This window comes from Allotamlana fucoidanivorans (assembly GCF_006265225.1).
GTDB lineage: Bacteria > Bacteroidota > Bacteroidia > Flavobacteriales > Flavobacteriaceae > Allotamlana > Allotamlana fucoidanivorans.
Genome location: NZ_VDCS01000007.1, coordinates 128,147 through 151,487 on the forward strand (window position 1 = coordinate 128,147; position 23,341 = coordinate 151,487).

At 35.0% G+C, this 23,341-nt stretch carries 18 protein-coding genes; 8 read left to right on the plus strand and 10 right to left on the minus strand.

Annotated features, from left to right (window positions below; all coding sequences use genetic code 11):
- Nucleotide 1 precedes the first annotated feature (1 nt).
- Complete coding sequence (locus tag FGF67_RS08345; RefSeq protein WP_139696656.1) at nt 2-1,228, minus strand: NADH:ubiquinone reductase (Na(+)-transporting) subunit B; 1,227 nt, start codon at nt 1,226-1,228, stop codon at nt 2-4.
- Nucleotides 1,228-2,583, minus strand: coding sequence for a Na(+)-translocating NADH-quinone reductase subunit A (locus FGF67_RS08350; RefSeq protein ID WP_139696658.1), 1,356 nt, complete (start codon nt 2,581-2,583; stop codon nt 1,228-1,230). The genes FGF67_RS08345 and FGF67_RS08350 overlap by 1 nt, the downstream gene beginning before the upstream one ends.
- 154 nt (nt 2,584-2,737) lie before the next feature.
- Between FGF67_RS08350 and FGF67_RS08355 the strand changes: the two genes are divergently transcribed.
- The gene (locus tag FGF67_RS08355; protein WP_139696672.1) at nt 2,738-3,988 is read left to right on the plus strand and encodes a type IX secretion system plug protein; all 1,251 of its coding nucleotides are present in this window, start codon (nt 2,738-2,740) and stop codon (nt 3,986-3,988) included.
- 105 nt (nt 3,989-4,093) lie between these two features.
- On the plus strand, nt 4,094-4,480 hold the full coding sequence (gene apaG / locus FGF67_RS08360; RefSeq protein ID WP_139696674.1) for a Co2+/Mg2+ efflux protein ApaG: 387 nt from the start codon (nt 4,094-4,096) through the stop codon (nt 4,478-4,480).
- Between the two features lie 46 nt (nt 4,481-4,526).
- Here the strand turns inward: apaG and FGF67_RS08365 are convergent, their stop codons facing one another.
- Both FGF67_RS08365 and FGF67_RS08370 read right to left on the minus strand, forming a co-directional pair.
- On the minus strand, nt 4,527-5,516 hold the full coding sequence (locus FGF67_RS08365; protein ID WP_139696676.1) for a DUF6695 family protein: 990 nt from the start codon (nt 5,514-5,516) through the stop codon (nt 4,527-4,529).
- Nucleotides 5,509-6,234, minus strand: coding sequence for an NRDE family protein (locus FGF67_RS08370; protein ID WP_139696678.1), 726 nt, complete (start codon nt 6,232-6,234; stop codon nt 5,509-5,511). Before FGF67_RS08370 ends, FGF67_RS08365 begins: the two co-directional genes overlap by 8 nt.
- Before the next feature lie 149 nt (nt 6,235-6,383).
- Between FGF67_RS08370 and pruA the strand changes: the two genes are divergently transcribed.
- Nucleotides 6,384-8,012 (plus strand): L-glutamate gamma-semialdehyde dehydrogenase, encoded by a 1,629-nt coding sequence (gene pruA / locus FGF67_RS08375; protein WP_139696680.1) that lies wholly within the window; start codon nt 6,384-6,386, stop codon nt 8,010-8,012.
- 127 nt (nt 8,013-8,139) lie between these two features.
- On the opposite strand, the gene FGF67_RS08380 is transcribed toward pruA, so the two are convergent.
- Nucleotides 8,140-13,107, minus strand: coding sequence for a LamG-like jellyroll fold domain-containing protein (locus tag FGF67_RS08380; RefSeq protein WP_139696682.1), 4,968 nt, complete (start codon nt 13,105-13,107; stop codon nt 8,140-8,142).
- Nucleotides 13,108-13,365: 258 nt separating this feature from the next.
- Here FGF67_RS08380 and FGF67_RS08385 point away from each other — a divergent pair, with 258 nt between their 5' ends.
- Entirely contained in the window at nt 13,366-14,325 is a 960-nt protein-coding gene (locus tag FGF67_RS08385) for a tetratricopeptide repeat protein (RefSeq protein WP_139696683.1), read from the plus strand.
- Nucleotides 14,326-14,328: 3 nt separating this feature from the next.
- Here the strand turns inward: FGF67_RS08385 and rsmG are convergent, their stop codons facing one another.
- Nucleotides 14,329-14,958 carry a 16S rRNA (guanine(527)-N(7))-methyltransferase RsmG gene (rsmG, locus tag FGF67_RS08390; protein WP_139696685.1) on the minus strand — a complete coding sequence of 210 codons (630 nt, stop codon included), beginning with the start codon at nt 14,956-14,958 and terminating at the stop codon, nt 14,329-14,331.
- Nucleotides 14,959-15,176: 218 nt separating this feature from the next.
- On the opposite strand from rsmG, the gene FGF67_RS08395 reads away from it, so the two are divergent.
- Nucleotides 15,177-16,271, plus strand: a complete 1,095-nt coding sequence (locus FGF67_RS08395) for a fatty acid desaturase family protein (protein WP_139696687.1) — start codon at nt 15,177-15,179, stop codon at nt 16,269-16,271.
- A 33-nt stretch (nt 16,272-16,304) separates the two neighbouring features.
- Nucleotides 16,305-17,489 carry a pyridoxal phosphate-dependent aminotransferase gene (locus tag FGF67_RS08400; protein WP_139696689.1) on the plus strand — a complete coding sequence of 395 codons (1,185 nt, stop codon included), beginning with the start codon at nt 16,305-16,307 and terminating at the stop codon, nt 17,487-17,489.
- A gap of 50 nt (nt 17,490-17,539) precedes the next feature.
- On the opposite strand, the gene FGF67_RS08405 is transcribed toward FGF67_RS08400, so the two are convergent.
- The 3 genes from FGF67_RS08405 to trkA form a co-directional block, all read right to left on the minus strand.
- Nucleotides 17,540-17,806: a hypothetical protein gene (locus FGF67_RS08405; protein ID WP_139696691.1), complete on the minus strand. Its 267-nt coding sequence runs from the start codon at nt 17,804-17,806 to the stop codon at nt 17,540-17,542.
- Between the two features lie 198 nt (nt 17,807-18,004).
- Nucleotides 18,005-19,456: a TrkH family potassium uptake protein gene (locus FGF67_RS08410; protein WP_139696858.1), complete on the minus strand. Its 1,452-nt coding sequence runs from the start codon at nt 19,454-19,456 to the stop codon at nt 18,005-18,007.
- 69 nt (nt 19,457-19,525) lie between these two features.
- Entirely contained in the window at nt 19,526-20,875 is a 1,350-nt protein-coding gene (gene trkA / locus FGF67_RS08415; protein ID WP_139696693.1) for a Trk system potassium transporter TrkA, read from the minus strand.
- A gap of 297 nt (nt 20,876-21,172) precedes the next feature.
- Here trkA and ubiE point away from each other — a divergent pair, with 297 nt between their 5' ends.
- Nucleotides 21,173-21,838, plus strand: coding sequence for a bifunctional demethylmenaquinone methyltransferase/2-methoxy-6-polyprenyl-1,4-benzoquinol methylase UbiE (gene ubiE, locus FGF67_RS08420; RefSeq protein WP_233244043.1), 666 nt, complete (start codon nt 21,173-21,175; stop codon nt 21,836-21,838).
- A 4-nt stretch (nt 21,839-21,842) separates the two neighbouring features.
- The gene (porT, locus tag FGF67_RS08425) at nt 21,843-22,571 is read left to right on the plus strand and encodes a type IX secretion/gliding motility protein PorT/SprT (protein ID WP_139696697.1); all 729 of its coding nucleotides are present in this window, start codon (nt 21,843-21,845) and stop codon (nt 22,569-22,571) included.
- A 4-nt stretch (nt 22,572-22,575) separates the two neighbouring features.
- On the opposite strand, the gene FGF67_RS08430 is transcribed toward porT, so the two are convergent.
- Nucleotides 22,576-23,292 (minus strand): RNA methyltransferase, encoded by a 717-nt coding sequence (locus FGF67_RS08430; RefSeq protein WP_139696699.1) that lies wholly within the window; start codon nt 23,290-23,292, stop codon nt 22,576-22,578.
- Nucleotides 23,293-23,341 lie beyond the last annotated feature (49 nt).

The following is a 23,341-nucleotide window of genomic DNA, read 5'->3' on the forward strand; positions in this document are numbered from 1 at the left end:
ATTAAGCTGTTTTAACTTTTACACGTTTTAATCTTCGTTTTACATTACCTTGAACCACATAGTGATCAATAGTTGGTGCAAATACATTCATCAATAAAATGGCTAACATTACCCCTTCTGGATAAGCTGGATTAAACACACGTATTAGAATAGAAATAAATCCAACTAAAAACCCGTAAATCCATTTACCTCTTGTAGTTTGTGAAGCTGTAACAGGATCGGTTGCCATAAATACGGTACCAAAAGCAAAACCTCCAATTATTAAATGTTCCCAGAAAGGTGCACTCATTAAACCGTAAAACTTGCTAGATTCAGTTACAATGCCAGCCGTAGCTATTTGATTAAATATTACTCCCATGACTACAGCACCAATCACAGAAGACAACATAATTCTCCAACTACCTATTTTAGTAAAAATTAAGAATAACCCTCCTAATAAAATAAGTAATGCTGACGTTTCCCCTACAGAACCAGGTATAAACCCTAAGAACATATCAGCAGCACTATAAGCGACATCTTTACCTTGTGCTAATGTGCCTAAAATAGTTTCTCCTGAAATAGCATCTAAGTTTTGGCCTGCTGCAATAGCTTTATCTCTTGCTACTGCTCCATGTACCCATACTTTATCTCCAGACATCCAAGTTGGATAAGCGAAGAATAAAAAGGCTCTAATGGTTAAGGCTGGATTCAAAATATTCATTCCAGTTCCACCAAAAACTTCTTTTCCTATAACCACACCAAAGGCAACAGCCACCGCTAACATCCATAATGGAATATCTACAGGTACAATTAACGGCACTAACATACCTGTTACTAAGTACCCTTCTTCAACCTCGTGTCCCTTTAAAATGGCAAACAAAAACTCAATACCTAAACCAACACCATAGGAGATGATCACTAAAGGTAAAATTTTCCATAAACCAACCGTTAGGTTATCTAGGGTCCAAAACTCTGAACTAAAGAAACCACTAGACGCCGCTTGAATATCACCTAAAGCAAGATGATGTTGGTAACCTGCATTAAACATACCAAAAATTAAACAGGGTATCATAGCCAAGATTACCGTATTCATGGTACGCTTTAAATCGTCAGCAGCTTTAATATGAGTTCCTCCGTGCGTGGTCTCATCTGGCAAGAATAAAAAAGTGTGAATTGCCGAAAACGCAGGCAACCACTTTTTATTTTTATTCTTTACTTTAAAATCATGTAATTTATCTTTTAAACCCATTATCCTATTTCTTTAAGCATTAAGTCTAAACCTTCTCTTATTATCTTTTGATGTGGTTGTTTAGACACACATACAAACTCTGTTAAAGCAAAATCCTCAGGAGCTACCTCATACATTCCTAAAGCTTCCATTTCATCTAAATCTTTATACAAACATGCTTTTAAAACCTGCATAGGGTAAATATCTAAAGGAAATACTTCTTCATAAGTTCCTGTAGTTACAAAAGCTCTATGCTCACCGTTAGTATTCGTATTTAAATCATACTTCTTCTTAGGATTTAACCAAGAAAACGTAAGTGCTCTTGAAACAGATATTTTATCAAAAACAGGTTTCGTCCATCCAAAAAACTCATAATCATCACCTTCTGGAATTACAGAAATCACATTACTATAATAATCTAAGGCACCATCAGGTTTGACTTGTTTTCCTGATAAAACATTTCCAGATATTATTCTGTCATTCGCATCTTTTTCAACACCATTATCATATATCATGGTGGCTACCTCACTCCCTATTAAGGTTTTAAAGTATCTAGGTTTTTTAACAGATGAGCCTACCAAAGCTACAATACGCTCGGCATTAAACTTACCTGTTAATAGTAACTCTCCAATTATAACTAAGTCTTGCGCATTTACCGTCCAAACCACTTCACCTTTATTTACAGGATCCACTTTATTAATTAAAGTTCCAACATTTCCTGATGGGTGTGGTCCCGACACTTTGTGTACAGTTACTCCAGATAAGCTTGCTAACGGAGAGTTAGAATTCTTACCTACAGACACATGCACCTGACCTTCAGTTAGTTTTCCTAAAGCAGATACCGCAGCTTGTAATTCAGCTTCTTTACCTTTAAGTGTAAAATCTAAATCTGCTGCTAATGGTGCACTGGCATAACCAGAGATAAAAATAGCTTTTGGCGATTTTTCTGGTTTTGCAATTACATCATACGGGCGCTGCTTAACAAATGGCCAACACCCTGAATCGAGCAAATGTGCTTTCACCTCTTCAGCATTAGCCTTGCTTACATCTAATTTACCGTAATCTTTAAATGCTTGCGCTTTATCGGCTTCAATTTTTATGGCATCAATACGCCTTTTTGGTCCACGAACAATTTCTATCACCTTTCCTGAAACTGGTGAAACAAATTTTATGTCTTCGTTTGACTTATCATAAAACAAATACCCTCCAGCTTCAACTGAAGATCCTTCTTTTGCAATAAGTTTTGGAATAACGCCGTGAAAATCTTCTGGCCTTATAGTGATGTAGTTACTAACCACCGCTTGTTCAACAGTTTTGTCAGCTTCGCCTATAAGTTTAATGTCCAGACCCTTTTTGATACGAATGTCTTTTGACATATTTATTTTTATTGAATTTATTTATCTAAAAATCGGTGCAAAAATACGAATTAAATATACAGTTATCACAAAAAAATACTTAGTTTTTTATGCTAATTATATTTCCTAGTTTTTTAGGCATAAATTTTGTTTACATTTACCAAAACAAATTTTAATGAGCCTTAAACCGTTATTTGTTATCATTCTTTTCGCTGTTCCTTTTTCTCTTTTTCCCCAGGTTGAAGAAACAAATCCACCAGAACACATCAAGACTATTAATTTTAGAGGTACCACAGCAGAAAATCAGTTACCCATATTAACACTTGGAGATGCAGTGATTCTTGAATTTGATGCCCTGAATGGGGAAGAAAATGATTATTACTATAAAATCAAACACTTTAATTTTGATTGGACACCGTCTCAATTGGTTCAGTCTGAATACATGGATGGATTTGATAATCAGCGCATACGCACTTATGAAAATTCGTTCAACACCTATCAAATATACTCGCATTATATACTGACACTTCCTAACGATCAAACGAGAGGACTTAAAGTATCTGGAAATTATATGCTATATATTTACAATAGCGACGGTCAACTTGTTTTCTCTCGCAAATTTATGCTTTACGAAAACAAAGCCAACGTAGGCGTGGTTTTAAAAAGAGCTAGAGATTTAGATGTTATTGAAGAAAAACAGCGGGTTGAATTGACTATAGACTCAAACAACATGCAGCTAAACAACCCCTACCAAACTGTAAAGGCTGCTATTATTCAAAATAACAATCTAAACACAGCGATTACCAATGTAAAACCTCAATACACGCTTGGTAATAAACTTGTCTACAAATATGATTCTGAAACCAGTTTTTGGGGAGGCAATGAATATTTCTTTTTTGAAAACAAAGACATTAGGGCAGCAAACAACAACGTTCAGTTTATTGACCTCAAAGATCTATACTATAACTACTTGTACACAAATATCATTAGAGCAAACAGACCTTACACATACAATCCTGACATTAACGGAAACTATGTTATAAATAATATAGATGCCTCAAACCCTAGTATTGAAGCAGATTATGCTTGGGTTTATTTTTCTTTAGAGGCTTCAGATGCTTTAAAAAACAAACAAGTATACATTTATGGTAGTTTTAATAATTATGCCATAGAAGACAGCAACCGTATGACTTATAATCCAGAAAGCCATAATTTTGAACACACCATGCTACTTAAACAAGGTTTTTACAACTACAAATATGTGGTAGCAGATAATAATGGGGTTATAAACGACGGTGTTATAAGTGGTAACTTCTGGCAAACGGAAAACAACTACAAAGTATTAGTTTATTACCGTGATTTGGGAGCGCGTTATGACCGCATTATTGGTTATGGAGAAGGCTCTTCTGTCAACATCACGAACTAAAATTACCGTTTAGCTAATTTTTGTTGCATTCTTGTTAAAAATTACGTTAACCATCTAACATTTATTATTTTAGCCACCATAAACAAATAACCCCAAAAGTAAAACATGATTCATCAGGTTACAAAAGGCATAAAAATTTCAGTAGATACAAATTTTGAAGGCTCATTTTATAAAAACTATAAAATTCATTATGCCTTTGGTTACACCATTACTATTGAAAACCAAAGTAAAGATGCCGTTCAACTGAATGCGAGGCACTGGGAAATACTAGATGCTTTGAATAATGTTGAATATGTTGATGGTGACGGGGTTATAGGGAAAAAGCCTGTTATAGAACCGGGAGGATCACACACCTACAGTTCAGGATGTTTACTAACTTCTCCTTTTGGCGCCATGCGCGGTCACTACAGTATGGTAAATTTTAGCACCACTAAAAACTTTGAAGTAACTATTCCGCTATTTAAGTTAAGTGCTCCTTTTGCTATTAATTAAACCTAAACACTCATAATAACCTAGATTAATTTTTGATGATTCAAGGTCATTTTCTATTAAATCTAAAGCGTGTTTCATTTTGCAAAACATGAAAAAATTTACAGTTGGAATAATGCACTATTTCATATGGTGAATCAAAATCAAAATCACGATTTTCAACCATATAAATAGCATCAACATCAACATTACCATAAGGCGAAATCCTACGGTATCTATATTCTAATTCATGATTTGTTTTATGTAATTCAAACCAGGCACCAGCAGCAATGCCAGATAACCACTGGGCACTTTCAAGAGTTTCATTCACGTTTCTTGGCTGCAAGGTTCCAACAAACGTTGGTTCGTGATCTTTTAAAGAATCTAAAAAACATCGGATATTTTCACTTCGTTGCGATCCTTTAAATTTAGAAATTTCTCCACGGTCTGATATTTGATACACATAATTTTCGGTATCAGCCAACAAAACATTGCCCACCGTACTTGGGGTAAACCATTTTGATGCCATTAGTTTCTTCTTGATTTTTGCTTCTGTTACCGAAGCTATTAAACTATCGGTTACAAAACGCGCACAATTACAAGCTTCTTTAATAAATGCAGCATACCTAATAAAATGTTTACTCTGCATATAGTCAATATGCGCTCTTGCCATTTCATAATTAACTTGACTGCAAACAGATGCTACTAACTTACCCTCGCCATGAGTAATTTTAGGATGCGTAGCCAAATACACTAAAACATCATCAAGATTTTTAATGCGCCCCGATTCAACCTCCGCTTTAAACGGAAAATGCAACTCATTGTCAGTATCCCTTCCACGCACGCGCCCTGTAGGTTCTGGTGTAATGTAACGTCCAAAATCATGGTATTCTAAAATACCCGTTTCTTTATTAATAAGAACCAAAGCCGCATGCCCAGCGCGTAGGTAATCTTTTTTACCTATTCCTATATATTTTAAAACAGGTGAAAACCATTCTTTTGACACCATAACAACGGTTTCAGGATAAGCAAGCGTTAAGATAATCCCAGTACTATCCATTCACAACCTGTGGAAATTTAAAGGTTTTTAAATCAACTTTATTAGTACCTAAATACTCATAACTCATTTGAATTTTATTAGCTACCTTTTCCACCTGTGTTATACTAGTTGTTTTTACAAATCCTCTATTCATTATAACACCATAGTCATCATTAGTCTCCCCTGCGGTTTTATGAAAATGCAGTAACGTTTTAGCATTTAACGAATGTTGCGCTTTAAACGTATTAAACCATTGTTGCCGTTCAGCCTTCATAGCATCAGTATACAAGGTGGAAGACGACCACATTCTTGGTTCTAACGGTAATTCTGACACCTGACTATTTTTCTCATCCCAAACCAACTCAAGTAATTTTAAGCCATCATTCCAATCAACCACCACCATAGTAAAAGGTTCTATACCATCAAAGTTATAGTCATCAATCATTTTTAAAACATCATTTGAAACCATAAACTCATAAGTAACCATCCCTCTACTTTTTCTGTAGTTTGGCTTACGTTTATGGTTTTGAAAAGCACCATTAAGCATACACACTACCCGTTTTTTTTCACTAACACCAATCCATGTTCCTCCAGACAAAACATCTTTAGGAAAAAGCATTTTTGTATTGGCGCCTATATATATATTTGGCAACAGTGATTTCCTATCTGGAGACTCGTCCCGATTTTGCGTTATAATAAAATCCTTATTCCCTTTTGGAATGACAGTAAGTGTACACATGAACGTTTCGTCTTGTAAAAAATGGCAACTTACAAAAATTAACGAAATATTAATACATTTTAGACTATTCCATCTTCCTTGATTTGTTTTAATTATTCGTAAATTTGCAGCGTATTTACTAAAAATTCAACAACAAAAAACGTCATATTATGGAAAAAGGCTTTTTCAATGTACCAATTGCAGTTAACGAACAAGTAAAATCTTATGCTCCTGGCTCCCCAGAAAGGGCAGCCGTTCTAGAGACCTATAAAAACATGTTCAATACCCAAGTTGATGTACCTTTATATATAAATGGCGAATATGTAAGCACTGGGAACACTAGAACCATGTCACCTCCACATGATCATCAACATGTTGTTGGCACTTATCATTTAGCTGAACAGAAACACATAGACGATGCAATTGCTACAGCCTTAGAAGCTAGAAAAACATGGAGTTTAATTCCTTGGGAACAGCGCGCTGGTATATTTTTAAAAGCAGCAGAATTGATAGCAGGACCTTACCGATCCAAAATAAATGCGGCTACTATGATAGCGCAATCAAAAACAATTCATCAGGCAGAAATTGATTCAGCCTGCGAACTTGTAGACTTTTTAAGGTTCAATGTCCAGTTTATGACTGACATTTACATGGAACAACCAGAAAGCACAAATGAGGCATGGAACCGTGTTGAGTATCGCCCTCTAGAAGGGTTTACCTACGCTGTAACGCCTTTTAATTTTACTGCAATAGCAGGAAATTTACCTGCATGTATGGCTCTAATGGGTAATGTTGTTGTATGGAAGCCAAGTGACAGCCAAGTATTTTCTGCAAAAGTGATTATGGATGTTTTTGAAGAAGCTGGTGTGCCTCCAGGAGTGATTAACGTGGTATTTGGCGATCCTGTTATGATTACCAATACCGTTTTATCACACCGTGAATTCTCTGGGTTACATTTTACGGGCTCTACATTTATCTTTAAAGAACTTTGGAAACAAATAGGAACTAATATTCACAACTACAAAACCTACCCCAGAATTGTAGGAGAAACTGGAGGGAAAGATTTTATCGTAGCACATAAATCAGCCAACCCAAAACATGTAGCCACAGCCATTGCTCGTGGTGCTTTTGAGTTTCAGGGGCAAAAATGTAGTGCTGCTTCAAGAGCCTACATTCCAAAAAGTATTTGGAACGATGTAAAAAACTTGGTTATTAAGGATGTAAAGTCCTTTAAAATGGGATCTCCAGAAGACATGCGTAATTTTATTACAGCAGTGATTCACGAAGGATCATTTGATAAACTGGCAAAATATATTGATCAGGCCAAAAATGATACTGATGCTGAGATTATAGTTGGTGGTGGTTATGATAAAAGTAAAGGGTATTTTATTGAACCAACGGTTATAGTTACCACCAACCCTAAATACACCACCATGTGTACTGAATTGTTTGGACCAGTAATTACTATCTACGTATATGAAGACGATGCTTATGCGGAAACTTTAAAGCTCGTTGATGAAACAAGTGAATACGCATTAACTGGTGCTATCATTTCAAAAGACAGGTACGCTATTACACAAGCAACAGAAGCTTTACAAAATAGCGCAGGCAACTTTTATATTAACGACAAACCTACGGGGGCCGTTGTAGGTCAACAACCTTTTGGCGGTGCCAGAGCATCAGGAACCAATGATAAGGCTGGAAGTGCTCAAAATCTGCTACGTTGGGTATCTCCTAGATTGATAAAAGAGACTTTTGTAACACCAACAGATTACAGATATCCTTTTTTAGGAGAGTAAGCAAACACTCAAAATAAAAAGGAATCGCGATGCCATGGCATCGCGATTCCTTTTTTATCTTATATCATCTAAAATTTTAACAGTGGTAATATTAATACAAAATAACACCACACACACTATTGTTACATTAATCGATGATGATTCGTTTTGCAACACTACCTTTTTCAGTATTTAGTTTTACAATATATGCTCCCACAGCTATTTCTATAGGGATAACCGCATTATGTCTAGAATCAAGCTTCATTGACATTACATGTTGTCCTAAAACATTAAATACACTAACATCTAAAAGTTGAATACTTTCTTTATTTATTATACTAATCACCGAGTTATTGGAATCAAAGTACGCCAAAATATCATGTTCTGCCCCTAAATTAACCTCATCAATAGCTAACAGATTATCATTTGACACCCGAAAGGTTAATTGAAATCTATCATTATAATGTCCTGGTTCTAGATATAATTCAAAAGCCCCATTAGTCAAATTAAACGTCTCTCCAGAAATCTTATCCTCTATATAAACGACCTTATCTGCTTCTAAATTTAAAACGCCATCTAATCTAATTTTTACTATACCAGCTTTTTTTACTTTCAAGCCTATTGGGAATTGCTGAAAATCTTCAAAACTATCAACACCTTGAATAACGAGCTTAAATTTATTTAAAACCCAATACATATCTTCAACAGCAACATCGGCCATGGGAGCATCATACCCCAAATCAAAATCGGTTGAAGCAAGCGTATTCAAGCCTAACACAATTTGCCTATGATATCCCATTGGGGAGTCATACATTAAATTTATCGTTGGTGTTTTATGTTCGAGTCTTGTAGGGCTAATAGGTCTTTTCCGTTTAGAAGCCTTTAAAAATTGTGAGGTGGTTCCATCTTCAGGTGCAAAAACACGTTGACTATTTTTAAACACGACATTACCTCCCACTACGCTTGTTATTGGCGAGCCATTATCATTATTAAACCCTTCTAAACTTGTACCAACAAAAAAACCTTGATTTAAAGGAATGTATTGACCAGGAATTTTAGTTCCCACAGCAGGATTACCACCATTGGAGGTACTGTTTATTCTACTGTCATTTGATATGGCTACCGCACCACCCGTTAAATTTCTGGTGGCATAACCACCTACATAATCTTTTAATATGTGTGAATTCTGTTCTCCAAAATGATCCCAAAAATATAAAGCGCCATTAAAAACTGTACCATTCAGGTTGTTTCCACCATCAGCTATACTTAAATTATCTAGTATAAACTCGGTAGCATCAATAGCAGACGGATAAGGGTTCCCTATGAGTCGCTCCACATCACCTAAACTTTTATCTAAAGCCAAGGTAATATCGCCATTATTGGGTAAACCTTCAAACACATAGTTTTGTTGAGTATCTACCGAAACAGCTCCCGAAGTTCCTTTCATAGTATAGCCTTCTCCTGGAAGTAAAGATGAATTTTCATTGATCTTTGCCCAGGCATAGTAATCATTTGCAGGGCCATAGTATTTATACAACCAATAAGAACTAATAGTTTTAACAAAACCAGGTGGTGGCGTAGTGCCATCACTAGCATATGGTGACGTTTCAAAATTCAAATTGGTATAGCCCGCAGGAAGACTACCATCATTCAACACAGTATCAATAGTATAAGCAGCATTAGTTGAAGAAATGCCTGTTCCTCTGGTGGCTGTATTACCTGAAATTGGCCCTACTGATGACGACCAATAATTATAGTTAAAAGCATTAGCTGTACCTTGTTGATCTCTTTCAATATAACCACCACTATCCGCATCTAACACACTACCTTCTGTTTGAATTAACTGAGATTCTCCAATTAGATCTATCACGCCATCTAACTCCAGATAATGAGTAATTGTTAAACCCTGACCTGAATTTGTTTCGTCCTGTGATTCATTAGGGTCTGATATGGTTAAGGTTCCTCCGCTTTGTATCAAGCCTAATAAAGAAACATCACGATCTCCAGAATTTATGTCGTGTTCAATCTGCACAATATTCCAGTCAATCATTGTGCTTCCATCTAAACTCAAAGCATTTGGCAATACTTGGTCTGTACTATTACTCCAAGTAGTTGATGCATCCCAATTACCATTTGCTATAGACATATAAGGAACTGGAATAGTTTGAGCTTCTACAACCTCCTTATCAACCTCTAAATATTTGAGCCTTAAAAAGTTTCTCGCATCGGTTAAACCTTCAACGGTGCTCCCATAAAACGAATTAAAATCATAATACGCTCTTAAATCACTCCATGGAATAGCAGACACTTCATTACTTGAAGCGGCTTGCGGCAAAACTTTTCCTGACACGACATCACCTGTTCCCTTTTCAATTTCTTGGTTCATTAAATAGTGAACCTGCTCTTCACTAAGACCCTGATCCCAAACATACACTTCGTCTATTTCGCCTAAAAAGGGATTTGAAATATTATTTTTATCTATATACAGTGCCCCAACAGAAAATCTATTGAAATTAGGACTTGGTGCCACAACATTTAATTCCGATTTATCTAAAACACCATCCACATAGAGAAAAATAGTTCCGCTATTATAAACAAATGTAATTTGATGCCATTTACTATCTGTAAGCGCCATAGACGAGGTAAATCTTGGGGTTATAGTATCATCTACCATAACTTCTACTTGATGCGAGGCATTTAGTCTGAGTTGAAGTTTATCGCCTTTTGCCATGATAGTTCGGGTGGTTGTTTGAGATGCGTTTGCTTTTACCCATGACGAAATTGTAAAATCATTGATGTTTAAGTTTAAAGCATACTCCCCAACCAAGTAATCGCCCGAGGCTATCGAAATAGCATGATTTTCTTGAAGTTGCTCTGCTTTTCCGAAGGTAAAATATTTGGTACCGTCAAAATCATACCAAGTTAAAAGGTTTCCAGCGCCATCAGATTTTAAGGGAATAACATCAACAATATCTGTATCTGCAAAACTATCTGATTTGGCCACAATTAAAACATATTCTTCATTTGAAGCTTTGGTCATACCACTAAAAGCCGCTTCTGGAATAGATACATATACATTTTCAACATCGCTTGACACTTCAGTAGACTCTACTATTTTCCACTGTCTAAGAATTCTAGTTAAAGATGTTGTTATCCCCGAACTAATTGAAACGGTATTTGAACCACTTGTGGTATAAGCCAAATTGTTACTTCCCCAAACCAAAAAATCGCCATCATTATTAAACGCGTTGATATTGGCATTATTGGTAGAAAAAATGCCATTTAGCCCTATAGTAACCTCATTGTCTACATTAAGTGTTTTAGACTGTTTCTGATTTAAATCTGAAATGGAATCTCTACCAATACCTGCCACATGGTAATTGTAACCTGAATTTGCAGAAACATCCCAAACGGTTGTTCCAAAGGAATTGACATAATTTTTCTGTGCTTGATTAGAGGCCCCTAATGAAATACCATATTTGATAGCTAAATAAGATTCAATTTTTTGTCGATCGGCATCTGAAACCCGGTCAGCGAACGTAAAAATCTCGGCCACTCTACCGTTTAGATTTCCCAAGGTTTGATTTGAATTTTTACCGATAGCATAAGGCGTCCCTAAAGTCACATCTGGATCTGGAGCAGTGTCTACAGAGCCTACATTTTCAAATGTAGTAATGCTTTGCACAGAAGACTCGGCATCATCTACACTATTATACAAAATGCGCATACCATCAGAAACCGTGGTCGTTTTATTTCCTGCATTGATAATACCTGCCACGCTATACGCACGTGTTGTCGAGGCTGGTAATGCATAGTATGGATTTGAAGCCGAAGACCCTTGATTATACCAAAGGCGTTCCCCTGATAAATTAGTGGTATAATCACCAAGACCAACCGCCGTTACATCGTTCACATCATCTACATAGTTTTCAGGGGTAATAATATCAGCAATAGACCCTGAAAAGATGGTCATACCCGAGGAACTAGCCACATCGGTATCCGATTCCATCACGATAAAAATATCTTGACTGTAAAACCCATTATCAGTATTGTATAAATATTGACTTATACTACTTCCGTCATTTTCAAATGCTATAACTGGATTAAAGTTAATATTAGACGCTGCATCATCAATATAAATTGGCTGATTGGCTGATACGGGCTGAATAGCATCTTTTCCATTTGTTCCTATATCTGACCAAACCGATACTTTTGAACTGGTATCTTTAGTAACACCTCGGGTAGATTTTAACCAAAGTCGAAAGTCAGCCGTAATGCCTCCAGGTCCCGGTATATTAAAATCAAACATTTCGGCACTTACATTAAACGTAAACGTGGTATTATCATTGTTTGAAATGCTGATTGTAGCAGATACGGTACCTGTTACAAGTGATGGCGCCACAAAAGTAACGGGCAATATAACGTATGAACCCGCATCAACACTAGCTGTCAAAAAAGCTGGTGTTGACAAATCTGGTAAAACCACATAAGGCGCCGGACTAGTGGGCACAACAAAATGTGTAGATGAACTTGATATTCCACTTATGGTTAAAGGACAACTACCTGTACTGGAAACAACAAAATATCTTGTTATGGTTTCTCCTTCTTCCACAACACCAAAATAGGTTCCGTTTGTAGCCGATGTGGTTATGGTACCATGGAGAATATCTGCGGAAGGACTTCCGCCTAATAGATTAATTTCAGGTGATCCGCTTATAGAAAAAGTAAACGTAAAATTAGGATCTTGCTTTACCAAAATATCAATAGCGGTTGAAGCACTACAATCGCCGCTAACATTCGTTACCACAAAATCAATATATTTTGTATTGCCATTACATACATCACGGTCTATATTTTTGGGTATTTTATCGGTAGATAATGAAAAATCGGCAGTGTTAGAAATACTTATATCTTCAATTTTTACTTTTTCACAGTCTGCCCTGGTATTTGTAATTCTAAATGTTATGGCATTCCCAGCTGTTATAGCCACAGACCCTCCATCAGAGATTGTTGCACCTCCCAAAATATTTACATTAATATCTTGAGCAACCCCTAAAAAAGTTATGAGTACAAAAATACCAGACAACCAAAATTTGAGAGAGTAATTAGGTTCCATATGTTAATAGAGGGTTAATTTTTAACAATTTACTCAGCAAACATAAAAACAAAAATCGATTAAAAACATTTTTTATCGATAAAAATCAGTAAATGTTAAATTTTTGTAAGAAAAAAAATATTAAATATATTTTCCGCCTCAAATAGAAATTATTTTTGTAATACAACAACTACACACTTAACTGAATGATTATTTAAAAATATCACTAACTTTAATACCTAAAAAAAACGGCATATTATTTGCTCGCTATGTTTGCAAATGAAACAACTACTCTTAACCTTATTTATGTGTTCTACGCTACTTAATTATGCTCAGGCTAATAAGCTGTATAGAAAAGCTATGCGAACCTCAAACCTTAATGAACGCATTGAACTTTTATCTGAAGTGATAAAAATAGAACCGAAAAACCTGGATGCTTACTTCCAGAGGGGTATTGCAAAAAATGACTTAGGCGATTTTGGGGGCGCTATAGTTGATTATTCAAAAGTTATTGTAGAACAGCCTGACGCCGACACATACTACAACCGAGGGAATTCACGCTATAGCATACAGGACTTTATTGGCGCAAAAGAAGATTATGCTAAAGCTTACATGCTAGACCATAGCTTTATAGATGCTTTATACAGTTTAGCTTGTGTAAAATTAGATCTAGAAGAGTACAATAACGCCATTAAAGATTTTTCAGAAGTCATCAAAGTAGCTCCTTCTCAGCCCAAAACCTACACCTTAAGAGCCTCCGCTTATAGTGCTATTGAATCATACGAAAACGCAGCTAAAGATTATACAACAGCTATATTAATAGAACCTAACAGTATAAACTTTTACAACAGAGCCGCCTTTTTAATGAGCATTAAATACTATAAAGAAGCGCAAACGGATTTCACCAAATCGTTGAGATTAAATAGTAACAACGCCTATGCTTATTTTTATAGAGGAACAGCGAGTTTACTATTAGGTGCATACCAAGATGCCATTTCTGATTTTACGAAAGCCATCTCTTTTGACGCCACAGATTTTGATGCTTACTTAGGACTAGCGTTATCATATTACAAGCTCAATGATCTTGAAAAAGCTAATACTCATTTTAATCGGGCGAACGACATATTATCAATCGGAAAAGAAATCACGAACATCCAGCAATATAACAACACCTATTGGTTTCAACATCAATACTATTATTTTAACAATAACGTTGTACATCTTGCTAAATTACAATAGTCTTTAACCCCGATATTTTAGAGGCAAATGCACTACTTGTTTTGTGTCAAAAAAGTCTTCAGCATAATAATTGGACAAATGGTATATTGAAGCTGCTTTATAATCTTTAAGTTCTTCTGATAAATCGCCACCTTTAAGATATAAAATACCATTTTTTAGTTCATGCTGTTGCTTTTTAGCTATTTTACCCTTTACCCAATGCACAAAGGTAGGCATAATGGCTACAGCTCTACTGACTATAAAATCGTAAGTATCATCAATATCTTCTACCCTACTATGTGTTGTTTTTACATTGGTTAATCCTAAACCTTCAACCACTTCATTAACCACTTTAAGTTTTTTAGCAATACTATCTACCAAATGAAATGAACATTCTGGATATAAAATAGCCAATGGCACCCCAGGAAAACCACCTCCTGTACCAACATCTAAAATGTTACTGCCATCTTTAAATGATATAACCTTAGCAATTCCTAAAGAATGTAAAACATGGCGTAAATAAAGCTCATCAATATCTTTTCTTGAAACTACATTAATTTTTAAGTTCCAATCTTGATAAAGCGTTTCAAGCTTTTTAAACTTTTCAATTTGATCTGGCGTTAGATCAGGAAAATATTTTAAGATTAAATCCATAGTTTAAATATTACACAAGGTTACAATTCTAGCTACTCTTAGCAAAAAAAATAGGAATCACAAGCCCATCATGGCTGTTAAATTTTCAACAAAAATATAGTTTTTAAGTACATTTTTTTACAAAAAAACGTTATAACTTATATGCCTTTATACCTATCTTTGCCCAGAATATGGTAGAATGAACTCTATCCGTATGATATTAAAATTATTATTACAGTATGACTAAACAAGCACTTTCATTTTCAAGAACTGATTCTGCAAAATTTTTTAAGACACTAAACAAACGCGTTAACGACTACTTTAAAGAAAATAATATTAAACGTACAGGAAACTGGACCCTATATACCAAAGCCATTATTATGTTTGCTTTATTGATAGTTCCTGTTGTTTTGGTTTTGACCGTAAAACTGCCAGGTTGGACTCAAATACTATGCATGATTACGGCTGGCATTGGCATGGCGGGTGTTGGCATGAATGTTATGCATGATGCTAATCACGGCTCTTTCTCTAGTAAAAAATGGGTCAATAAACTTATGGGTAGCAGTATTTATATTCTTGCTGGAAATGACTACAACTGGAAAGTACAGCATAATGTACTACACCACACTTACACCAACATTCAAGGACATGACGAAGACATTGATGCTGGGCGAATTATTCGTTTTTCAAAACATGCCAAGTGGTTTAAGTTTCACAAATATCAACGTTTTTATGCCTTCTTCTTATATGGTTTATTAACGGCAAACTGGGCTATTGTTACAGATTTTATTCAAAGCTATAAATACCTTAAGCGAAAATTATCTTATGGTAAATTCCCCAATCCAGCTACGCAGTGGACCAAGTTGATAATTGGTAAAATTGTTTATTATTTAATCTGGATTGTTTTACCGTTAAGTTTAGGATTTCCATGGTGGCAAGTATTAATAGGCTTTTTTGTAATGCACTATACTGCTGGTATTATTTTAAGCGTCATTTTTCAATTAGCACATGTGATGCCAAATACCGAAATGCCTTTGCCAGACGAAAACGGTAACATGAAAAACACTTGGGCTATTCACCAGTTATTTACTACATCAAACTTTTCACCTAAAAGCTGGTTGGCTGAGTTTTATACTGGTGGGTTAAACAGACAAGTTGAGCACCATTTATTTGCACATATAAGCCATGTGCATTATAGTAAAATTTCAAACATTGTAAAAAAGACCGCTAAAGAATTTAGCTTACCCTACAATGAATACAATTCTTTTTGGGGGGCAGTGGCCGAACATTACAACCAATTAAAAGTACTTGGGCAAAAACCAAGCATGGCATAAATAATTTTAAACACTATTTAAATTAAATAACGAATGCAATTACTATCTGATAGAATTTTAAACATGGCTACGTCTGCAACTTTGGCCATGGCTGCAAAAGCTAGAGAGCTTAGAGGTGAAGGAAAAGATATTATCGGTTTGAGTTTGGGAGAACCAGATTTCAATACGCCTGATTTTATCAAGGATGCAGCAATTCAAGCTATAAATGACAATTATAATTCCTATACACCTGTTGATGGTTATGCTGAATTAAAAGATGCCATTATTACCAAATTTAAGCGTGATAATAATTTAACATATACACCAAATCAAATTGTAGTTTCTACAGGGGCTAAACAGGCATTATTTAATATTGCAGGGGTTATGCTTAATGATGGCGATGAAGTTATTTTGCCTTGTCCGTATTGGGTAAGTTATTCTGACATTGTTAAGTTATTTGGAGGTGTTCCTGTAGAAGTAAAAACATCTATTGATACAGATTTTAAAATGACACCAGAACAACTGGAAGCTGCTATCACACCAAAAACTAAAATGATGTGGTTTAGCTCGCCTTGTAACCCCAGTGGTTCTGTTTACAGTAAAGAAGAATTACAAGCTTTGGTAAATGTTTTTGAAAAACACCCTGATATTTATGTGGTTTCTGACGAGATTTATGAACACATTAATTATGGAAAAGGCCATACTAGTATTGCTGAATTTGAATCTATGTATGATAGAACCATAACGGTAAACGGTGTATCAAAGGCTTTTGCAATGACTGGGTGGCGTATTGGTTACATTGGTGCTCCTGAAAAAATTGCACGGGCTTGCAATAAACTTCAAGGACAAGCAACTAGTGGAGCTAACTGTATTGCACAGCGTGCTGTAATTACCGCATGTAATGAATCTCCTGAAAAAGTTAAATACATGATTGATGAGTTTAAAGGGCGTCGTGATTTAATTTTAGGACTACTAAGCGATATTGAAGGATTTAAATGCAATGTTCCTGATGGTGCATTTTATGTATTTCCTAATGTGTCTTACTTCTTCGGAAAAACATTAAAAGGTACTAAAATTAATAACGCTTCCGATTTTTCACTATTCTTATTGGAAGAAGCTCTTGTTGCCACGGTTACTGGTGAAGCCTTTGGAAACCCTGATTGCATCAGAATTTCTTATGCTGCTTCAACTGAACAAATCATAGAGGCTATTAAACGTATTAAAGAAGCTGTGAGTTAATTAATTTCACATGACGATAATAGAAAGCCACTAAATATTTAGTGGCTTTCTTATTTTAAAAGCACATATAGAAAAGAGATAAACCCTAAAAGGAAAAGAATAAAACCAACAACTTGCTTTTGTCTTATTGTTTTATTTTCGCGATGTATTCTTTCTTTAATTTTTAATAATTCTTCTGAAGTCAACTCAGGAAATTTTTTCAGCTTTATTTTAGCATAACTTCCGGATAAGACTTTCTTTTCTTTTCTTTTATACAACAGATTTCTGTTGTTCTTTAATGAATTATTGGCAGCAGCCATTGAACCTTCTCCTTCCATGGTTTGTTAATTTTTAAATATGAAACAATCGATAATAACTTTCAATGGAACCAAATGAAAGTCTATTTAACAAAAAGTAGCTGCTTTTACTTATAAGTAGCAAACATCACCCAAATGTTACATTTTAATTTTAACACAAGGAATTAAGGGATATCAAGAAAGTATGGTAAATACAACTAAACAAAAAAACTTTACGTTTTACCTATTGCGCCAAAAGAATGGGGTAAACAAAATAAGCACTGTAAAGAGCTCTAAACGCCCAATAAGCATTAAAAACGAAGCCCACCATTTCCCTATACCTGGTAATGCCGCATAATTATTTACTGGACCAAAATCTCCCAAAGCCGGCCCAACATTGCCCAATGTAGAAGCGGCCAGACCAATGGACGATTTAAAGTCTAAATCCATCAATGAAAACCCTAAACTACCAATAATAAAGGATAACATATAAAGTATAAAAAAGGCTAGCACATTAAATACAATAAATCGGTTTATTGCTTTTTTATTATAGCGCACGGGCACTATGGCACTAGGGTGAAGTGTTCGCTTAAACTCTAAAAATCCATTCTTAATTAAAATTAAATGACGTACTACTTTTACACCACCAGAGGTACTTCCTGCAGAGCCCCCTAAAAACATAAGTCCGAAAAAGAAAACCACTAAAAATGGTGTCCATAAGGTATAATCAGCCGAAATAAAACCCGTAGTTGTAATCACCGTAAGCACCTGAAATAACCCATGCCTAAACGCACTTTCTCCTTCTCCCCAAACCATAGGGTGTGATATAGAGGACATACTAACATCTGCCCGAAAATAAATTACAAGAGATGCAATTGCCGTAAATACCGCAATAAACTTAAAGTAAAGTTTAAACTCTTCATCATGGATAATTTTCTGAAATTTCCCTTTGAATGCAAAATAACTCAAAACAAAATTGGTTCCTGCTAAAAACATAAACAGTATAATAATATATTGAATCATTGGTTGATCATTCCAATACGCTACACTCGCATTTTTTGTTGAAAACCCACCTGTCGACAATGTACATAACGCATGATTTATAGCGTCAAAAAATGACATACCAGCTACATTAAGTAATATTGTTTCTGCTGCCGTATACCCAAAATAGATAAGCCAAAGACGTTTTGCCGTATCAGTAATTCGAGGATGTAATTTATCTGTGCTAGGGCCTGGAGCTTCGGCTGCAAATAGCTGCATACCTCCAATTCCTAAAAGTGGTAAAATGGCTATAGCTAAAACAATGATACCCATGCCCCCAATCCAATGCGTCAAGCTACGCCAAAACAAAACCCCTTTGGGCACAATTTCAATATCATTGAGAATAGATGCGCCTGTTGTAGTATAACCAGACATGGTCTCAAAAAAGGCATTGGTAAAACTAGGTATACTATCTGTAATCATATAGGGCAAGGCCCCTGATAAAGACATAATTATCCAACCAAAAGTTACAACAATATACCCTTCGCGTTTACTAATTTCTTTCTGATGATTTCTAGTAAAAAACATAATCAGCCCACCTATAATAAGTGTAATGATTCCTGCGGATACTATTTGCTGGGTAACACCATCATCATAAATTAGACTTACCAAAGCAGCCAGCAACATAAATCCTCCATTAAAAAGGAGCATTAATCCTAAAAAATGACTTATAATTTTAAAATTGAGTTTCAATACTTTTCGCTATTTATTAGAAGAGTTTTAAATAAAAAGTTTTTCAACACGCTTTATCGACTTCAGCAAACAACATACTACCACACGATCTCCTTCCTGAATTTTAAAACTTCCTAAGGCAATCATACCAACCCCATTTCTTATGACACCCCCAATAATGGCTGTTCTAGGAAAGTCAATAGACTTAATGGTTTTATTGCATACTGCTGATGTTGATTTTACCTCAAACTCTAAAAGTTCGGCATTAAGATTACTTAATTTGGTCATGGCGACCACCTCACCTCTACGTATGTATCTAAAAATATTATTGGCTGCTAAAAGCTTTTTATTAATTAAAGTATCAATACCAATAGAATGTGACAAATCAAAATAATCCATGTTTTCAACCAAAGCTATGGTTTTGTTTACCCCTTTTGATTTTGCGACTAAACATGACATGATATTAGTTTCAGAATTAGGCCCTACTGCTATAAAAGCCTCCATGTCTGATATGTTTTCTTCTTCAAGCACATCTACATTTCGTCCATCGCTATTAATCACTAAAACTTTAGTTAGCTCATCTGCAATATCAAAAGCTCGGTCTCTGTCTCCTTCTAAGAGTTTTACATTAAATCCTTTTTCACTTAAATCTCTGGCCGTTTTATAACCAATTTGATCGCCCCCCAAAATCATAACATCTTTAATCTCTTTGTTCTCTTTTCCTGTGAGTTTACAAAGCTCTTCTGCTCCGCCTTCAGACGTCACAAAAACTACATTATCACCTCTTTTAAACTCTGTATCTCCACGGGGAATAATGGTATATTGTGTACCAAAACGCTGAATAGCAATGGGTACAAAATGAATTTCTGGAAAAATCGCAGCTGCTTCTTTTACCGTTTTTCCAACAAAGGATGCCGACCTTGACAATGTTAGTCCAGCCATTGTTAAAGCTCCGTTTTCAAACTCATAATTTTCATTGAATGAAGATTGTTTTAACGATAGCTCAATTTCTGAAGCAGCTAATGCTTCTGGAGATATTAGCTCATCAATACCAAACTTGGTAAAACCAACTTCATCTTTATAATTGATAAACTCAGTATTAGATATTCTGGCAATGGTTCTTTGTGCGCCCAATTGTTTTGCCAAAACACAAACAGTAATATTTGTGGTTTCACTTGAAGTTACAGCAATAAGCAACTCACATGATTCTACACGAGCCTCCTTTAGAATAGCTATAGATGTAGAATCACCTTTTACTACTTTAATATCTAAATGGTTATTCGCGTAAGCTAAACTTTTTTTGTTTGTATCAATTAAAGTAATCTCTTGAGATTCGTAAGATAGCAGTTTTGCCAAATGAAATCCAACTTCACCTGCACCAGCAATAATAATTTTCATTTTTTAGTTTTCATAAAAATGTACGCAAATATAGTACAAAATAGATATCAAGCATCTTAATACACTAATATAATTGGAACTGTGGGCTCAGACTAAAATCAAGTTACACCTTTTTGTTTACCATAAAAGATTGGTTAAAGATTGTTTCATACAAAATAGCATGATGTACTAATTTGGCATGAATCAATGTATAAAAGTTTTAAATAAATTATGTAGGTTTGCCTAAAATTCAAGAATTTGACAAAAGTAAAACCATATAAGGACAGCACTTTAGGTAAAAAAGAGCAGGTGACTCAAATGTTTGATACTATTTCTAGAGATTACGATGGTTTAAATCGGGTGATTTCTTTTGGCATTGATATCAAATGGAGAAAAAAGGTGGTAGAGATGGTTAAAAAAACGGCTCCTAGCACCATTCTTGATATTGCTACTGGAACAGGTGATTTGGCTATTAACCTTGCTGAAACTCAAGCATCAAAAATTATTGGGTTAGACATAAGTAGTGGTATGCTTGAAATAGGCAAAGAAAAGGTTAAAAACAAAAACTTAGAATCAAAAATAGACATGGTTCTTGGTGATAGTGAAAATATGCCTTTTGAAGACAATACCTTTGACGCCATTACTGTAGCTTTTGGCGTACGAAATTTTGAAAATTTAGAAAACGGATTAAAAGAAATTTATCGTGTTTTAAAACCAACGGGGACTTTTGTTATTCTAGAAACCTCAATACCTACAAAAACACCTTATAAACAAGGGTATAATTTTTATTCAAAACATATCTTGCCACTTATTGGTAAAATATTTTCAAAAGACAGAAGCGCGTATAAATATTTAAGTGAATCGGCCTCGGTTTTTCCTTATGGAGAAGCTTTGAACAATATTTTGCGTAAAATTGGGTTTATTAATGTTGAAGATTTTCCGCAAACTTTTGGTGTGGCTACAATTTACAAATCATCTAAATAAACATATGAAGCATCTTTTTGCCCTAATTTTATGCACCCTAGTATTTCAATCAGTACATGCTCAACTTTTTAGTAAAGAAAAAGTAACCTATGATGCTAACCAAGGACGAGGCTCTACAGATAACGATTTATTACGATGGGGTTATTATTTGGGTATAAATAATTACGATTTCAATTTTGATTACAACCAGGACAAGCGCGATATTTATGTAAAAAGAACTCCTGGGTTTAATGTAGGATTAATTGGTAATTTAAGAGTAAACAGCTTTATTGATTTAAGATTTGAACCTGGTCTATGCATTACTACCAGAGAATTGTACTACAGCAGAACCTACTTTGAAGGGATAGAGGTAAGAGAATCTGATTTAATTAGAGAGGTTAAGTCTACTTACATTCATTTTCCGTTATTGGTAAAACTTTCAGCTAAACGCATTAACAACTTTAAACCCTTTGTAGTTGGTGGAATTTCTACAGCCATTAACTTATCTAGCAACGAAAATAACCCTGAAGACAACAGCAACGGGCAATTTAGAACAACCACATATCCCCTCTTTTATGAATTAGGATTTGGGATTGATTTATACTTTTACAATTTTAAATTCACCCCCTCTATACGTGGTATTTTTGGAATCAATGATGAACTGGTTAGAGATAAAGACCCCAATAGCCCTTGGACTAGCAATGTTGCAAGCATGAAAACCAGAGGCTTGTTTATTAATTTCACGTTTCAATAGCACTTTAACGTCTAAACTCACTGAGCAAAATAGCCGCTGCAGTGGCTACGTTTAAACTTTCTGTTGCTTTTAATTTTCCAAATCTAGGAATGCTAATCTTTTCGGTAATTAGTTCTTCAACATCACTTGAAATACCATTAGCTTCATTACCCATAACCAATACACCGTTCTTGGGTACCATTTTATTGTAGATATTTTCCCCATCCATAAAAGCACCAAAAACAGGCATATCAACACCATATAAAAATTTTGGTAAATCAACATAACTAATATTTACTCTTGCAATAGAACCCATTGTAGCTTGAACCACCTTAGGGTTATAACAATCAACCGTTTCATGGCTACAAATTAATTCTTCAATACCAAACCAATCACAAAGTCTAATTATGGTTCCTAAATTACCTGGATCTCTTACATCGTCAAGCGCTACTATAAGGCCTTCCTTTTTTATTTCACGAGGTTTTGGAATTTTAAAAACACCTAAAGCTTTATTAGGATTTTTTAAAGCACTTATACGTTTTAAATCAGATTGCGAAATAACAACTTCATTTTTGGCATCAATATTGAAGCTTTCTACCGTATACAAGGTATCCATTTCTATGCTAGACCCTAAAAGTTCTACAATCCCTTTAACGCCTTCAACAACAAACAGACCGTATTGTTGACGGTATTTTTTTTGCTTTATTTGGGTTATTAATTTTATTTGACTCTTTGAAAGCATCTCCCCTTTTAAAATTTCAATAAAGAAAAGAAAATATTAATAAGTAAAA

Coding starts and splice junctions, on each gene's coding strand:
- FGF67_RS08385 (WP_139696683.1), top strand. CDS start 13,366: ATGAAACAACTACTCTTAACCTTATTTATGTGTTCTACGCTACTTAAT.
- ubiE (WP_233244043.1), top strand. CDS start 21,173: ATGTTTGATACTATTTCTAGAGATTACGATGGTTTAAATCGGGTGATT.
- FGF67_RS08350 (WP_139696658.1), bottom strand. CDS start 2,583: ATGTCAAAAGACATTCGTATCAAAAAGGGTCTGGACATTAAACTTATA.
- pruA (WP_139696680.1), top strand. CDS start 6,384: ATGGAAAAAGGCTTTTTCAATGTACCAATTGCAGTTAACGAACAAGTA.
- FGF67_RS08380 (WP_139696682.1), bottom strand. CDS start 13,107: ATGGAACCTAATTACTCTCTCAAATTTTGGTTGTCTGGTATTTTTGTA.
- FGF67_RS08430 (WP_139696699.1), bottom strand. CDS start 23,292: ATGCTTTCAAAGAGTCAAATAAAATTAATAACCCAAATAAAGCAAAAA.
- FGF67_RS08410 (WP_139696858.1), bottom strand. CDS start 19,456: ATGCTCCTTTTTAATGGAGGATTTATGTTGCTGGCTGCTTTGGTAAGT.
- FGF67_RS08345 (WP_139696656.1), bottom strand. CDS start 1,228: ATGGGTTTAAAAGATAAATTACATGATTTTAAAGTAAAGAATAAAAAT.
- FGF67_RS08370 (WP_139696678.1), bottom strand. CDS start 6,234: ATGTGTACACTTACTGTCATTCCAAAAGGGAATAAGGATTTTATTATA.
- FGF67_RS08405 (WP_139696691.1), bottom strand. CDS start 17,806: ATGGAAGGAGAAGGTTCAATGGCTGCTGCCAATAATTCATTAAAGAAC.
- FGF67_RS08400 (WP_139696689.1), top strand. CDS start 16,305: ATGCAATTACTATCTGATAGAATTTTAAACATGGCTACGTCTGCAACT.
- trkA (WP_139696693.1), bottom strand. CDS start 20,875: ATGAAAATTATTATTGCTGGTGCAGGTGAAGTTGGATTTCATTTGGCA.
- FGF67_RS08355 (WP_139696672.1), top strand. CDS start 2,738: ATGAGCCTTAAACCGTTATTTGTTATCATTCTTTTCGCTGTTCCTTTT.
- porT (WP_139696697.1), top strand. CDS start 21,843: ATGAAGCATCTTTTTGCCCTAATTTTATGCACCCTAGTATTTCAATCA.
- rsmG (WP_139696685.1), bottom strand. CDS start 14,958: ATGGATTTAATCTTAAAATATTTTCCTGATCTAACGCCAGATCAAATT.
- FGF67_RS08365 (WP_139696676.1), bottom strand. CDS start 5,516: ATGGATAGTACTGGGATTATCTTAACGCTTGCTTATCCTGAAACCGTT.
- FGF67_RS08395 (WP_139696687.1), top strand. CDS start 15,177: ATGACTAAACAAGCACTTTCATTTTCAAGAACTGATTCTGCAAAATTT.
- apaG (WP_139696674.1), top strand. CDS start 4,094: ATGATTCATCAGGTTACAAAAGGCATAAAAATTTCAGTAGATACAAAT.